We start from the raw sequence: 13,790 nt of genomic DNA, 5'->3' as shown, positions 1-13,790 counted from the left end.
TTCAAGCTGCTCATTATCCTTTTACGCACACCACCTGTTTCAGGGTGTGGACCACTTCCACCAGCTCTTCCTGCGCCTTCATGACCGCCTCGATGTCCTTGTACGCCATCGGGATCTCATCGATCACGCCTTCGTCCTTGCGGCACTCGACGCCTTCGGTCGCCTTCACCTGGTCTTCCAGCGAGAAGCGGCGCTTTGCCTCGTTACGGCTCATGGTACGGCCGGCGCCGTGGCTGCAGCTATTGAAGCTCTCCGGGTTGCCTTTACCACGCACGATGAAGCTCTTGGCTCCCATCGATCCCGGGATGATCCCCAGCTCGCCCTGGCGCGCCGACACCGCACCCTTACGGGTCACCAGCACGTCCTTGCCGAAGTGGCGCTCCTTCTGCACATAGTTGTGGTGGCAGTTCACCGCTTCCACGTGCGTCTGGAACGGCTTGGTGATCACGGTGCGCACCGAGGCGATCAGGTTCTGCATCATCACTTCGCGGTTCATGCGGGCGAATTTCTGCGCCCAGCCCACCGCTTCCACATAATCGTCATAGTGCTGGGTACCTTCTTCCAGGTAGGCCAGGTCCTTGTCCGGCAGGTTGGCGATGTGGGTGCGCATATCCTTCTGCGCCAATTCGATGAAGTGGGAGCCGATGGCATTACCCACGCCGCGCGAACCGGAGTGCAGCATGAACCACACCGAACCCTGTTCGTCCAGACACACTTCAACGAAGTGGTTGCCGGAACCCAGGGTTCCCAGGTGGCGGTAGTTGTTGGCGTTCTTCAGTTTCGGCGTTTTCTCGCAGATCACGTCGAATTCATCCTTCAACTGGCCCCATGCCAAGTCCACGGCCGAAGGCGGATTCTCCCACGAGCCGCGGTCGCGGCCGCGGAATTTCGGGGTCAGGCCGTGCGGGATCGCCTTTTCGATCGCGCTACGCAGCGGGCCCAGGTTATCGGGCAAGTCGCGCGCATTCAGCGTGGTCTTGGCGGCCATCATGCCGCAACCGATATCCACGCCCACTGCGGCCGGAATGATCGCGCCCAGGGTCGGGATCACACTGCCGATCGTGGAACCCTTGCCCAGGTGGACGTCCGGCATCACGGCGATGTGCTTGTAAATGAAGGGCATTTTGGCGGTATTGGCCAGCTGCTCGCGCGCAGCCGCTTCGACCGGCACGCCCTTGGTCCACATCTTCACCGGGCTACCGCCCGGCACTTCCATCATTTCAAATTCTTTGTCATTCATCATAATTCTCATCTTCTAACGATTAATCGGCGCCGACAAGGGTGGAGACCACGCCATGCCACACCGTGCGGCCTTTGCCGGAGAGGGGCTCGGCATGCCAGCTGACGGTGGTGTGGCGGCGGCTGGTGGAAATATTCATCGCCGCATGCACTCCGCCGTAGCTGCGCTTTACGATTTTTTTGCCGACTGCGCCGGCACTGATGGTCCAAGCCTTGATTTGTGGTTCCGCCATTTTGATCTCCTTTCGTCTTTGCGTATCTCATCTATTGCAAATGGCGTGCCAGCTTGCTAAGTCATTGATAAATATAGATTCACGGAAATCAATGCATGTGATAAATTATCTTAAAAGATAAACATTTATACGAGCATGAAAAAGAAGATCGTCATCCTTGGTTTCCTGGGCACGCAGCTGGACGGCGGCCCGCGCAGCGCCGCGCGCTGGGAGAAGTGGCGCCCCAGCGTCTCGTTGCTGCAGCACGAAGACCTGGTGGTCGACCGCTTCGAGCTGCTATGCAGCGCCCACCACGACAGCCTGGCGCGCCAGGTGGCGGAGGATATGCACGCCGTATCGCCGGAGACGGTGGTACAGCGCCATACGCTGCCGATCAGCGACTGGTGGGATTTCGAGGACATGTACAGCCAGCTGTTCGACTTCGCCCGCAATTACCCCTTCGATACCGAGCACGAGGAATACTGGGTGCACATCACGACCGGCACCCACGTGGCGCAGATCTGCCTGTTCCTGATGACGGAAGCACGCTATTTCCCCGGCCGCCTGCTGCAAACATCGCCGCCGCGCCGCGTCGCACCCGGCCATTTCGGCGACTACATCCTGATCGACCTTGACCTCTCGCGCTACGACCAGATCGCGCAGCGCTTTTCCAATGCCCAGCGCGAAGGCGTGGAATTCCTGAAGTCCGGCATCGCCACCCGCAACCCGCATTTCAACCTGCTGATCGACGAGATCGAACACGTGGCGGGGCGCTCGCGTGCACCAATGCTGCTGATGGGGCCAACCGGCGCCGGCAAATCCTTCCTGGCACGGCGCGTGTATGAGCTGAAAAAAGCGCGCCACCAGGTGGATGGCGCTTTCGTGGAGATCAACTGCGCCACGCTGCATGGCGACGGCGCCGGCTCCACCCTGTTCGGCCACGTCAAAGGCGCGTTCACCGGCGCGGCGTCGGCCCGCCCTGGACTGCTGCGCACGGCGCACAAGGGCCTGCTCTTCCTCGACGAGATTGGCGAGCTGGGACTGGACGAGCAGGCCATGCTGCTCAAGGCGGTCGAAGAAAAGCGCTTTCTGCCGATGGGCGGCGACCACGAGGTGCGCAGCGATTTCCAGCTGATCGCCGGCACCAACCGCGACCTGGCGCGCGAAGTGGCGGCCGGTCGCTTCCGCGAAGATCTGTTCGCACGCATCAACCTGTGGACTTACTCCTTGCCGGGGCTGGGCGACCGTCCCGAAGACATCGAGCCGAACCTGGATTACCTGCTGGCCCAGTTCGGCGCAGAGAATGGCGCCATGGTGCGCTTCAATACCGAAGCCCGCCAGCAGTACATGCGCTTTGCCGCCTCGCCGGATGCGCTCTGGAGCGGCAACTTCCGCGACCTGTCCGCCAGCGTCACGCGCATGGCGACGCTGGCCGATGCGGGGCGCATCACCGCACCGCTGGTCGCGGCGGAAGTGGCGCGCCTGCAGCGCCAATGGCGTCCGTTGGCGGAAGGCGCCAAGGCAACCGTGGCGCTGGACGGGCTGCTGGATGCGGCGGCGCTGGAGCAGCTGGACCTGTTCGACCGCCTGCAGCTGGAATCCGTCATCGCGGTCTGCCGCCAGTCGAAGTCCATGTCGGATGCGGGCCGCAAGCTGTTCGCCGCATCCCGGCTAGGCAAGGCCAAGTGGAACGATGCCGACCGCTTGAAGAAATACCTGGCCCGTTTCGGCCTGGACTGGGACCAGCTGGGCCAGGCCGCGCTTTAATAGCTAGTCAGCGCCCTGGAGAACTTGATCAGCCACAGGCGGCTTGGACGCTCGCGGTCGTCGCCGCGCGCCACGCGGATCGTATTGGCGGCATTGCAGCCCGCTGCGCTGCTGGTGATGATCGTGCCGTTCGCGTCGACATTGCACTTGGTGACATCGGCATCGGCAACGGCTTCGCCGGATGGCGTGAAGATCCGGGTCTTCAGGCCGAAGTCATTGTCGTTCGCCAGCGCCAGCGTGTTGCCGTCGACGATGGTCAGGCCCTCCGCCTTTTCGGCGAGCCAGCCGATGGCGTTCAGATCGAGCAGCAGGGTTTTCTTCAACGTGACCACTTTGGACCAGTCGGCGCCATTCACGGCCACCGCCCCCATCGAGCTCTTTTCGAGGTCGGACGTGGCCGGGTTATAGGCAGCATCATTGATATCGGTGGCATTGCCGCGTTCCACCAGCATCAGCTTGTTGAACACCTTGCCGCCCGGCGCTGCACCCTGTTCGATCACGATGAACTTGCCGTTGCCCAGCGCAACCATCTCGCCCAACTTGGCGTTGCCGGTGCGGCCGTCGGCATAATCGGCCGCATTCAGCGGATAGGCGAACATGCGGCCGGTGGTCCCGCTGGACGGGTCGAATTCAATCCAGCGCGTAAAGCGCGCAAAGCGCTCCACCTGCTCGTTCTTGCCGGTCACCGAATAAGGGGCGCTGCCGTCCGACAGCGGGCTTTGCAGGAAACCGTGCAGCTTGTCGGTCGCGGTATCGAGCGCCATGCCTTCCATGCCGCGGTTGGCACGGCGCTTGGCGAAGATGGACGGCAGGCCGCTGCCCGGTGCATAGCGGGACTGGATCACGCCGCTGGCGGCATCGATCTTCACGATGAAGGGGCCGTATTCGTCGGACACCCACAGGGCATTGCGCTTCTTGTCGACGGCAATGGCTTCCGTATCGAGGCCGTTGGCATTGAATACGGCCTTCGAGGCGGCATCGTATTTCATGGCATCCAGCAGCGGCACCTCGCCGGAATTACCCAGCGTACCGGCGGGAATCGCCAGGCCGGAGCTATTGGCCGTCGCCGAAACCTTGATCGGCATGCTGGAAGCGAGCACCGCGCCGGACTTGCCGACCGTGATGATGCCGATCGACGGCGCGAAGCCTGGCGAAGGGAAGATCTTGGCTCCCATGGTGCCGGCCGCGTTCGGGTTCGGCACGTTCGGGCCGTCTCCGTTCGGGCCGCGGTCGGTCAGGCCATAGAATTCGAGGTCGCCGTTGGCGGCAATGCCCTTGAAGGCCAGGCCAGAGCCGTAGGAAGGCAGGAAGCCCAGCGGGAAGTCGGCCTTGATCCTGGCGTTGCCGCCTTCGTACGGAATGTAGAAGCTGTTCGCGGCCTGCACCTGGTAGCGGGTTACGGTGACGCTGGCGGAGGACTGTGTGAAGCTCTCCTGCACCGGCGTGCCGACCTTGGACGCCAGCGTATCTTCAAAGTGTTCGCGCACCAATTGGCGGCGGTCGTCGTCAACGGTACGCGCGGCATAGGCTGCGCCGGCGGCCGCCAGGTGGGCCGCCAGCGCTTTGTTGAAGTCCGCAGCGGCGGCCGCGAAATCGGCGGTCTTGCCGGCCAGCGCCGACTTCACCTCGCCGGTGATCCTGATGCCGTTGGAAGGATCGTTGTCCTCGTCCAGCAGCTGCAATGCCAACAGGCGGTTAACCACCTTGGCGTCCTTGATGTCGCTGACCCCGGCCAGTTGCAGCGGCGTGATGAGCGGCGCGCAAGCGGCGCTGCCCAAGGCGATTCCGCCCACACTGAAACTGACGCTGTCGCCTTCCTTGCAGGTGAACTCGCCCTTGGCGCCGGTTGCCGCTTTGGCGGCGGTGCCGGCAACGTAATCCGCGCCTTCAACGGCGCCGTCAACGAACGTGCCGTTCACCGTTGCAGCCGTTTTGACCGGTTCGTTGTTACCGCTACCGCCGCAGGCGGCCAATGCGAGTGCAAGGGGGAGGAGCGACAGGGTTTTCATGTGAGCCTCTGCTGGAAAAAAGGCCAAGCTTAGCCAGTCGAAGTGACAAGCTTATGACAAGGATCTATCCACCATGCGCGGCCAGGCGAGCCAAGCCAGCAAACCCGCGCAGGGCAACATCGCGGCATGCATTTGCATGGTCCACATTGGCGCCGGCGTCACGGCAAGCAAGGGAAGGCCCTGCATGCCGAAGTAAGCCAGTACGAAGATCGCCAGTTCTGCGGCGCGCGCAGTGCGCGTCACAGCCCCCAGCAGCAGGCCCCAGGTGGCAAGGGACAGGTCGGCAAGCAGCGTGGCAAAGGCGACTGCCGGATTCTCCAGGGTAAAGCGCAGCATGGCGGGCATGCTTGCCGCAAGCAGCAGCAAGGCGACCGCCTGCCAGCGCGCAATCAGGATGCGGCGCACAGCATGCGGCGCCGAGAATATCAGCGGTCCTGCGCCGCTTTCGGCCTCGCGCATGGCTGGCGTTGCGACCAGCTGGGACATCAGCACCCAGGTCGCCAGCAAGGCATAACCCGCATCGCCAGGCGCCGCTGCCAGCAATTGGGCCGCCATGGCGCTGGCCAGCGCGCCCCACCACCACAGGCTTCGGCCGTGCAGGGCGAGGCGCAGTTCGGCATCCAGCAGTACACCGTGGCCGGTACGCCCCAGCATGCGCGATACCGCACGCGGCAAGCCCAAACTCCAGCGGGGCCCCGCAGCGGCGGCGCGATGACGGGGCGCACTGAAACGATCGAGCAACGGCGCCGCCAGCATGACCCCCAGCAGGGGTATCGCCAGCCAGGCCGCGCGTCCCAGCACCTGCAAGGCTGGCATAGTCCAGGGCGCCCAATCGAAGGTCCCCAGCTCGCGCGCGCCCAGTCCGCAGATGCCGCAGCCGCTGAGAGGCTCGCCCAGGGGAAGGGCCAGACGCTCCTGCACCAGTTGCTGGAAGATTGTGATGCCGTATGGGTCGCTTATCCAACCGTGCATGGGAACGGTGCTGAAGCTGCGCACCATGGTCACCGGGATCGCGATCCACAGCAGGAAATAGGCGAAATTGCCCAGCGTGCGCCGCAAAGGCGGCAGCAGGTCGAACCACAATGCGAACATGGCGGTCATGGCGATGGTCGGCACGCCGATCAGCAAGACCGGCGCAAGCAGCGCGCCCAGCCGGATATGCTGGTCTTCGCCGCGCCATAGCTGGGCGCACAGGCCGACCGCACACTGCACGCCAAGCACGGAGAGCAACACGGCAAAGTTGCCGCACCACTTTGCGGCAAGGTAGTGGCCGCGCTTGAGCGGCGTGACTTCAATCAGCTCCCACACCCGGGTGTCGAAGTCGCGTGCCAGGCTGCCGCGCACCAGGTAGAAGCCTATCAGCGAGGTCCAGATCGACAACATGGCCAGCACCATGCCGATCCAAGCGCTCGAATACAGGCCCCGGTGGCGGCCGTTAATTCCCAGCACGATGTAGTTCGCGCTGGCGGATGGGAAACACAGCCAGGCCACGCCGGCGATAGCCGCCAGCATGATCCAGAAGCGGTTCGAGCGCACGCGCTCGCGCCAGTCCGTGGCGACGATGGCGAAGAATGCCTGCAAGCCTTGCATATCAGGCCTCCTGCACAAGGGCGACCATATACGCCTCTTCCAGCCCTGGCAAGACGGGGATGGCATCGCGATGCGGCGATTGTTCGGAAACGACGCGCAGCTGGACGCCGTCCGGCCGGCGTAATGCATTGCAGACCCGGTGGCTGGAACGTGCGCCTTCCAATGCATGCTCGGGGACGGTCCAGTCCCACACCTTGCCGGCGGCGTTGTGCAGCAATGCTTCCGGGGAGCCGGCAAAGCGCAGCCGGCCCTTCTGCATCACCACCAGGGAAGTGGCGATCGCCTCCACATCAGAGACAATATGCGTGGACAGTATGACCAGGCGGCTGCCCGCCAGCTCCGTCAGCATATTGCGGAAACGCTGGCGTTCGCCCGGATCAAGTCCGACCGTCGGTTCATCGACAATCAGCAGGGCAGGATCGTTCAGCAAGGCCTGCGCGATCCCCACGCGCTGGCGCATGCCGCCGGAGAAGCTGCCGATCGGGCGGTCGCGCCCTGCGGCCAGGCCCACCATTTCCATGCATTCCTCGACACGCGCGGCAATGGCGGCATGCGGCAAACCCTTTACCGCAGCCAGGTAGCATAGGAATTCGCGTGCGGTCTGCGCCGGATAGATGCCGAACTCCTGCGGCAGGTAGCCCAGTTCATGGCGCAGTACTTCGGGGTCGCGGGCAATGTCCCTTCCACGCCATAAGATCCGCCCCTCGGTGGGACGGGTAAGCGTGGCAAGCATGCGCATCAGGGTCGACTTGCCCGCGCCATTTGGGCCGAGCAAGCCGACAATGCCGGCGCCTAACTGGAGCGTCAGCCCGGCGACCGCCTGCCTGCCGCCCGCGTAGGCAAAACCAAGGCCTGACAACTCGAGCATCGCCTTTAGCGGCGCCGGCGCCGGCGGGTTGGCCGCGTCGCGGGCATGGATCATGGCGCGCCGCCGTGGGGCAGGGATGCATAGTTAGAGGGATCGATACGCCGGCCGTCCCGCTTCGGGTGCAGGTCGCTATCGAGCTCCGCCCCCGCCAGGTCGAAGTGCCCGCGCATGAAGCGCTTGGCGCAGGCCTTGAAGTCTGCCGACTGTTCCTTGCACAGCACGCGCTCGATGACCAGCACGCCGGCGGCATTGCTGCGCGCCGCGACCAGGTCGCCGGTAGTGCCGAACAATGCGGCTGCGCCGCTGGCGAAACCGACTGCATCGATCTCCGCCGGCCGTACTGCTGCCGGCCGCTCAAGCTTGATGAATCCCCCCATGCCGAGGGTTTCGATGCTGGTCCAGCCGGCGAAATCCGTCCTGTCGACCTTGTGCAGGGCGCCCACATCGCCAACCACCAGCACGCCTGGCGCCGCAGTGCACGCCCACTCCTTCGCCAGCTGCTCCAGCTGCGCCGGCAGGCGCTCGTTGTCGCGCTTTGGCTCGCCTTCGCCAACAAAGAAATGGATGGTGCCGGTTGAAGTCGTCGAGCAGGCGCTGATCGCCAGCAGCGCGGCCGGCAGGAATGTGTATCGCATGAAGTCCCCTTTTCCGATGAACGCATTAAACCTTGCGTCCGGCAAGAGGACTAGCTGTCAGACCTGACAGCTGTTCAGATCAGGCGCAGCATGGCAGCCTTGATCGTGCAGGCAGTCTTGTTCACCGCACCCAGTTTATCCATGCAGTTATTGATATGAAAATTCACAGTTCGCTCAGATACACCGAGGATGTCGCCGATCTCACTGGACGTTTTGCCGTCGGCAGTCCAGCGCAGGACATCGCATTCGCGCTCGGTCAGTTGCGGAAGCTGCGGCAGCTGGGGAGCGAACACACGTGCGCCATGCTCGTGGACGGCGGAGACCAGCCAGTGCATCTGCAAGCCCTTGGCCTCGAGCTCCTGTTCGGAAATCGCATCGCTGGAACGGGCCAGCGTCAGCATGCCGATAGCGCCGTTGGGACTCACCGTCGCCTGCGCCCATCCGGCGTGCAGGCCATGCCCCTGGGCGTCTTCCCAAAAATGGTGCGCCGAGGCGAACAAGTCCTCCGACCATTGCAAGGGCGCCGTCGAACGCAAGGCATGCGCCACGGTGGGGTCGACCTGCATATAGGACTGCTCCGCGTAGCGCTGCTGCCATTGCTTCGGGTAGTTACTGATCATCAGCGTCTGCGGACGCGAAAGGGGTAAAGGCATGCGGATGCCGTAGGCGAAGAACTCGTATCCCAGGCTGCGCGCAGCATCGGCCGCCGTGGCCAGCAAACTATCCGCGTCCGAAGTGGAGGACAGCGCTTGCGCTATCGTTTGCTGCCAGTCTGTTGTCATGGCCAAAACCATAACACAAATGCAAAAAGGCCCGCTACTTGGCGGGCCTTCATGCGTTGTTAATTAGTCTGACGATAACCTACTTTCACACTGGTTGCAGCACTATCATCGGCGCAGAGTCGTTTCACGGTCCTGTTCGGGATGGGAAGGGGTGGTACCGACTTGCTATGGTCATCAGACTTGACCGGTTTCGCTGCCAGTTCCACAACAGGGCAACTGGCTTTGAGAATTCTGAAAGAAGGTGATTATACACGCGTGGCGCAATAGCGCCAAGGGCAAACCGAAAATTCTTTCAAAATCATCCGGTGCTTGCCCGGTCACGGGCGGCCAGCACTGGCGACAATCGCGTTGCGGATCGATGGCGCCTTGCCGCCCAGCTTCAGCCGCGCCAATGCCGCCAAGGCGGCTGCCGCCGGACGCAAGCGATACTGCAGCCTCAAGTCCAGCATGAGCTGGAGCAGCTTCGCAAAATCGCGCGGCGGTTCATCGTCCGGAAGCTCGCACAGGGCGCCAAGCAAGGACAGCACCACGTCCGGCATCGCGTGGCCGGCGCCGGACGCCGATTGCAGGCTGCGCGCAAGCCTTGCGGCCATGAAGAAGGAATTCGACACGGACAGCAGGGCATGCGCCATCGCCGCCGGTGCCAGGCGGCCATCCTGGCTGGCCGCGACAAAGGCATCGATCGCCATCGCTGTCTGGCCCGGCTCTTTCCCCATCAGGCCAAGGCCCAATGCCAGCGTCGCTGCCGGCGTCCATTGCGCCGTGGGGTCGCCGAGCAGGCGCAGGTAGGCAGTGTGGTGCCAGCATGCCTCGTGCCACTGAACCTCGGACGCCATTTGAGGCAAGGCGGCGGTCAGCATCGCTTCCAGGCTGGACGGGAATAGCGATGCGCCGTACATGATCAGCGCCTCGCCTTCGGCCCAGAAATCCTGGTAACGGTAGGCGGCCAGGTATTCCCTGCCATAGCCTCCCGGCGCAGGACTGGCGTGCCCGCGTGGACGCCAGTAGTCGCCGTAGCTGGACTTTACGAATTCATGCACCAGGCGGGCTTGCCCGGCAACTGCGCCGTCCGGCATCTCCCCGCTAAACGCCAGGAGCGCACGCGGATCGTCTTCGTGCGGATGGCGGATGCGCGCAGCAGCCAGCACGAGCGCGGCCACCGGATCGGCGGGCCAATCGCCGCCCAGCGCGTAGCACAGCGCCTGCTTGAACGGTGTGTCCGGCAGCCGCTGCGCGGCGTCGAGTGCAGAAGAATCGGGACAAGGGGCCAGGCGTAGCAGCGCCCTCACCTGCATCGCCAGCGGTACGGATCCTATTTCCGCCCCCAGCGTAGCGGCACGTTCGACCAGCATTGTCGGATCGATATAGCCGCCGCGATGCGTAGCGATGTCCAGCAGCGGCGCTCCCGGCGCTGACAACTCGTCGATGCGTGCCGCCAGTTCGCCGGTAACTGCCTTTTGCGTCCACGGGCTGTCCACGCGCTCACCGCCGGCCACTGCCAGCAGCAGGCGGGCAAACTCCCGCGATACGCATCCTTTGTACTCGCGCTGCGGCTTGAGCTTGCGGGCGCGCTTCAGGACAGGCGCGAAACGCGCCTTTGCGTCAGCGTCCAGCGGCGCTGCCTGCAGCAGCGCGCCGATTGCTGCTTCCAGGCGATCAAGGTTGGAATCATCTTCCAGCAGCTGTGCACACAAGGCGACCAGTTCATCCTGGCCGGCTGGAGAATCCAGGGCACGCGACGGATCGAGCGGGGACATGGGCGCAGCCGCTGCGGGCAATTCGATATCGCGCCACGCATCCTGCCGGGCGCCGGGTGAATCGTCAAACAGCGCGGCCAGGGACGGCTGCACGCTGGGCGCAACGAAAGACAGCATGCCCTGGGCTGCGCTGCGGCCATCTTCATCCATCCCCCACTTTTCGAGGCGCGCGATGATGGCCTGCTGGAGTTCGGGATCCGTATGCTGCAGCCCCTCCAACGCCAGCCGCGCAGCGGCATGGCCGCACGCTGGATCCCGCTTTACCATCGTCTCGAGCAATTTGAGTGCGCTGCTTACCTGCGCCTTCACCGACGACAACATCACTGGGCGCAGCGCCTCCATCAGAAGCCCGGCATCGACCAGCTTCTTGTCAAACAGCTTGGCGCAGGCCTTCAATGCCATGGTCACTGTGGGTGGAATCCGGCTATGCAGCAGCAACAGGTAGCGCCCGGATTCGGCGGCCATTTCTTCGACTGTGGGCGCAAGCTGGTCGTGGAAGCGGGAGAACCAACTCGACCGGAATTGCGGCCAGTCACGCTCGAGCGTGCCAAGGCAGCGGGCCAGAAGTTCCTGGCGCGAATATACGCCGTCGTCGCAGAGCTGCAGCAGATTCGCAGCCCATGTCATCTCGCCTTTGACATTGTATTTGTCCATTGCCGCGAGGTTTACTTCGCTGCTTCCTTCAACCTCGAACAACATCAACAGATAGGGCTTCAATACGTCGATGTTGGCAACCAGGTAGCTGCGCAAGCCATCCCGCCGGCTGTGAAAGCGCGACATCCCCATCAGCCGCATGACAGCCTCGTCGTCAAACTGCAGGGGCGACAGGCCTGTCTGCGACAATTTGAGTGCCGCTGCGGGATTGGCATAGCGCAGCGATTCAACAGCCAGTTGCGGCAAGTTGGGCGGCTGGAAACGCAGCACCACCTCCAGCATACGGTCCGCTGGAACGCGGAATCTCGCAGCACTGTCGGCGGGTGCACATACCAGCATGGCAACGGCAATCGCATCACGTTGCCCATCGGTGGCCCGCATGCCCCAGCATTCATGCACTTTTTCGGGGTCATACCACCAATAATGCATCATGTCGGCGACACATTGGAGCCGCTCGGCCAGGCCAATTCGTTCCGTCTGCGGCATACGTTCGAGCAGGTCCAGCGCAGCATTGCCGTCGCCAGCGTAAATGAGCGACTCGAGTTCGCTCAATGGTTTGAAACTCATCGCATGGCCTCCGATGCCAGTACATGTTTGCAGGGGCCGCGCGCGCCCTGGTATTTAGCGAACCATGGACAGGTGCAATGCAGCTCTTCCCCAACTTCGCGGACTCGGTGCTCCGTTCCGCCGCTCGCCACGATGGCCTCGAACGGCCGTTCCCGTACGATCCGCACGGCATCCTGCTCGAGCAGTTCACGCGCACCGGCAAGCCGAGGGTTCAGGTCTTCCACAAGGGTGAGGTCGAATGGCAGAACGCGGTGGAAGTAGCGGCCTTCCAGCACATCGAAACCCACCAGCCCGGAAGCGCCGAGGACGCGCAAGGCATCGTCAACATCCGCCGCCGGCAAAGCCAGTTTGCCGGCGATCGCGTCTGCGTCGAGCACCGGCTGCCATGCCAGTTGCGCCCGTACATTGACCAGCGAATTCGAACCGGAAGCGCGCAGCAAGGCACGCAAGGCCTGGCCTTCGCCGGAAAAGCCGCGCCACGTTTCTGCGCTAAGGGCGAGGGTCAAGCGCGCCGTACCGAAATCCAGCACCCAGGCGCAAGACTGTTGTGCATCGTCCGCATAGACGGCTACGGACTTTGCCTTTGGCGCCATCTGCTCAAGTACCCGTAAGCGGGACGTGTCGCTGATACGGACGCCGTTCGGCGCCGCTGCCGCAGTCATGCGCAGACCACCCGGGCCAGCCACCATCCATAAGGGCGTACGGCCATTCGCATTGCGCGGCAAGGCACGCAGGAAGCGCAGCGCCTCCATGCCGCTCATCGTGTGGCGCACGCGCATTCCGGCCAGGTAGGACTGGACTTCCAGCATGCCGCGCAGCCAGCGCAGCGGAAGCTCAACCTTCTTTTCCGTCACGCTATGCCCGCCCGAGCGCAGCGTCACTTCCTGCGCGCCGACCGAGAGATCGAGTCCATCGGCATCGCGCAAGCGCGCCAGCGCGGCGCGCATGGGCGCGTTGAAGTCGACATTGGTCGTACCCTGACCGATGGTTTCGCCATCGTATGCCGCAGGCAGCATGTCGGCGCGGATATATGTGCTGCAACAGCCAGAGAATCCCTCGAAGCGCAGGATGCCGCCGCCGGAGGTCACCACCGGATCCGCCAGCGCCAGGACTTTCGCCAGCGAATTAGCGGGCAGGAAGAAGCGCGAGCCGACAATCAGATGCACGGCTGTCAGCAAATCGGCACACAGGCGCGGCTGGAGTAGGCGGCCTTCAAAGAAATGCGGCCGTTCGGCGGCGTTGGAAGTGGCCAGCGTCAGATGCGGTCGACCGGTATCTGAAATGGCGGAAGGGAAGGCGTATTGGTAGGCGTGCGCAAGTGTAGGCATGCCGGGAATATAAAGCAAAAAGCCCGCTAACACACGTTAGCGGGCTTTTCTAATAAGAGCCTGACAATAACCTACTTTCACACTGGTTGCAGCACTATCATCGGCGCAAAGTCGTTTCACGGTCCTGTTCGGGATGGGAAGGGGTGGGACCGACTTGCTATGGTCATCAGGCATAACTTGTCAACAATCTGGGAAGAAGTAAAAGGAGGGGTAGTGTTCTCAAACACGAGTAAGTGCTACATAACCGTCAAGGTTATAGGGACAAGCCGTACGGGCAATTAGTATCAGTTAGCTTAATGCATTACTGCACTTCCACACCTGACCTATCAACGTCCTGGTCTCGAACGACCCTTCAAAGAGCTCAAGGCTCTGGGAAATCTCA

At 63.1% G+C, this 13,790-nt stretch carries 10 protein-coding genes and 3 rRNA genes; 1 reads left to right on the top strand and 12 read right to left on the bottom strand.

Annotation, left to right across the window (positions count from 1 at the left end; genetic code table 11):
• Window positions 1–13 precede the first annotated feature (13 nt).
• Both H597_RS0116075 and H597_RS0116070 read right to left on the bottom strand, forming a co-directional pair.
• Window positions 14–1,240 carry an RtcB family protein gene (locus tag H597_RS0116075; RefSeq protein ID WP_028103044.1) on the bottom strand — a complete coding sequence of 409 codons (1,227 nt, stop codon included), beginning with the start codon at window positions 1,238–1,240 and terminating at the stop codon, window positions 14–16.
• 22 nt (window positions 1,241–1,262) lie between these two features.
• Window positions 1,263–1,472: a hypothetical protein gene (locus tag H597_RS0116070; protein WP_028103043.1), complete on the bottom strand. Its 210-nt coding sequence runs from the start codon at window positions 1,470–1,472 to the stop codon at window positions 1,263–1,265.
• Between the two features lie 135 nt (window positions 1,473–1,607).
• On the opposite strand from H597_RS0116070, the gene rtcR reads away from it, so the two are divergent.
• A complete protein-coding gene (gene rtcR, locus H597_RS0116065; RefSeq protein WP_028103042.1) occupies window positions 1,608–3,218 on the top strand; it encodes an RNA repair transcriptional activator RtcR in 1,611 nt (536 codons plus the stop codon).
• On the opposite strand, the gene H597_RS0116060 is transcribed toward rtcR, so the two are convergent.
• From H597_RS0116060 to H597_RS0116015, 10 genes are all read right to left on the bottom strand, one after another.
• Entirely contained in the window at window positions 3,215–5,227 is a 2,013-nt protein-coding gene (locus H597_RS0116060; protein WP_028103041.1) for an esterase-like activity of phytase family protein, read from the bottom strand. The genes rtcR and H597_RS0116060 overlap by 4 nt on opposite strands.
• 51 nt (window positions 5,228–5,278) lie before the next feature.
• Entirely contained in the window at window positions 5,279–6,817 is a 1,539-nt protein-coding gene (locus tag H597_RS0116055) for an ABC transporter permease (RefSeq protein ID WP_028103040.1), read from the bottom strand.
• 1 nt (window position 6,818) lies between these two features.
• The gene (locus H597_RS0116050; protein WP_211232055.1) at window positions 6,819–7,739 is read right to left on the bottom strand and encodes an ABC transporter ATP-binding protein; all 921 of its coding nucleotides are present in this window, start codon (window positions 7,737–7,739) and stop codon (window positions 6,819–6,821) included.
• The gene (locus H597_RS0116045; protein WP_028103038.1) at window positions 7,736–8,320 is read right to left on the bottom strand and encodes a hypothetical protein; all 585 of its coding nucleotides are present in this window, start codon (window positions 8,318–8,320) and stop codon (window positions 7,736–7,738) included. The genes H597_RS0116050 and H597_RS0116045 overlap by 4 nt, the downstream gene beginning before the upstream one ends.
• A gap of 74 nt (window positions 8,321–8,394) precedes the next feature.
• Window positions 8,395–9,102, bottom strand: a complete 708-nt coding sequence (locus H597_RS0116040) for an autoinducer binding domain-containing protein (RefSeq protein WP_083941135.1) — start codon at window positions 9,100–9,102, stop codon at window positions 8,395–8,397.
• 66 nt (window positions 9,103–9,168) lie between these two features.
• Window positions 9,169–9,281: ribosomal RNA gene (gene rrf, locus H597_RS0116035) — 5S ribosomal RNA — on the bottom strand.
• A gap of 138 nt (window positions 9,282–9,419) precedes the next feature.
• The gene (locus H597_RS0116030) at window positions 9,420–12,080 is read right to left on the bottom strand and encodes a DUF6493 family protein (protein WP_028103036.1); all 2,661 of its coding nucleotides are present in this window, start codon (window positions 12,078–12,080) and stop codon (window positions 9,420–9,422) included.
• Entirely contained in the window at window positions 12,077–13,408 is a 1,332-nt protein-coding gene (locus H597_RS0116025; protein ID WP_028103035.1) for an SWIM zinc finger family protein, read from the bottom strand. The genes H597_RS0116030 and H597_RS0116025 overlap by 4 nt, the downstream gene beginning before the upstream one ends.
• Before the next feature lie 58 nt (window positions 13,409–13,466).
• Window positions 13,467–13,579 (bottom strand): 5S ribosomal RNA (rrf, locus tag H597_RS0116020).
• Window positions 13,580–13,665: 86 nt separating this feature from the next.
• Window positions 13,666–13,790, bottom strand: a 23S ribosomal RNA gene (locus tag H597_RS0116015); the annotation flags it as partial.

Origin of the sequence: Pseudoduganella violaceinigra DSM 15887 (assembly GCF_000425385.1) — a bacterium.
Lineage (GTDB): Bacteria > Pseudomonadota > Gammaproteobacteria > Burkholderiales > Burkholderiaceae_D > Rugamonas > Rugamonas violaceinigra.
Note: the sequence above shows the minus strand (reverse complement) of the source record. Positions and strands in the feature narration are given on the sequence as shown.